The 1321-nt window shown below is 68.8% G+C and carries 1 protein-coding gene; it reads left to right on the top strand.

Annotated features, from left to right (window positions below):
* Positions 1-45: 45 nt before the first annotated feature.
* Complete coding sequence (locus ACFY2Z_RS41700; RefSeq protein WP_390749206.1) at positions 46-1281, top strand: IS30 family transposase; 1236 nt, start codon at positions 46-48, stop codon at positions 1279-1281.
* The last annotated feature ends 40 nt before the right edge of the window (positions 1282-1321 follow it).

Here is a 1321-nt window from a genome sequence, read left to right as displayed (position 1 = left end):
CTTGAGTTCTAGGAGTCGTCGCAACACCCCAGCCCAAGGGGTGCGATGGAGTTCCAGATCCGCAAGGTGCGGACGGTGGCCCAAGGCCGTAAGCGGCTGGTCCGTGAGCGGGAGGAATACTTCCGGCTCATGGACCAGGGCGTAAGCAGTTCCGAGGCGTGCAGGCGCGTCGGGATCAACATCCGGACGGGCAAGCGGTGGCGTAACGGCCGCAACCCGTCCGGCAGGCACAAGGCGGCCCCACCGGTTTCTCGTCCGGTGGTGCCGTCGTCTGCTTCGTCCCGGTACCTGTGCGAGGCCGACCGGATCCACATAGCCGACCGGCTCCGGGAGAAGGCATCGATCCGCACGATTGCCGCCGAGCTGGGCCGCAGCCCCTCCACGGTCAGCCGGGAGATCCGCCGCAACGGCATGCCCCTGCGCAAAGACTCCTCCCGCTGGGCCTACCGCCCCTTCGCTGCCCAGGCCCGCGCCGAATCCCGCCGACCCCGCCCGAAGCCGGGGAAGATCGGCCAGAACGCCGAGCTGCGGGACTTCATCCAGGACCGCCTGGACCTACGGTGGAGCCCGGAGCAGATCTGCCAGGCTTTGCGCGCACGCTTCCCCGACCGGCCGGAGATGCACGTGGTCCACGAGACCGTCTACCAGGCCCTCTACGTCCAGGGCCGCGGTGAGCTGCGGCGGGAGCTTGCCAAGGCTCTGCGGACCGGACGGACCCGGCGCAAACCGCGCCGTCAGGCACAACAGCGCCAGCCCCGCTTCGCCACTCCGATGGTGATGATCAGCGAACGGCCGGCGGAGGCCGAGGACCGGGCCGTGCCTGGTCACTGGGAGGGCGATCTGATCATCGGCAAGGACGGTGGCTCGGCGCTCGGCACGCTTGTCGAGCGTGCCACCCGTTACGTGATGCTGCTGCACCTGCCGCATGGCCGCACTGCCGAGCACGTCCGCGACGCCCTCGTCGAAACCGTCCAGACGCTGCCCGCCCAGTTGGTGCGGTCACTGACATGGGACCAGGGCAGCGAGATGGCCGCCCACGGCGCGTTCACAGTGGCCACCGACATCCCGGTCTACTTCTGTGACCCGGCCAGCCCCTGGCAGCGCGGCTCGAACGAGAACACCAACGGCCTGCTGCGGCAGTACTTCCCGAAAGGCACCGACCTGTCCGTCCACACCCGCGACCACCTCGACGCCGTCGCCGCCGAACTCAACGGCCGCCCACGCAAAACGCTCGGCTGGGAAACCCCAGCCGAGCGCCTGCATAAACTGCTCGCGGCCTGATCAACACGACCACGTGTTGCGACGACCCCTAGAAAGCACC

It is taken from the genome of Streptomyces sp. NPDC001222 (assembly GCF_042896945.1).
GTDB lineage: Bacteria > Actinomycetota > Actinomycetes > Streptomycetales > Streptomycetaceae > Streptomyces > Streptomyces gibsoniae.
This window is presented reverse-complemented; position numbering and strand designations above follow the sequence as displayed.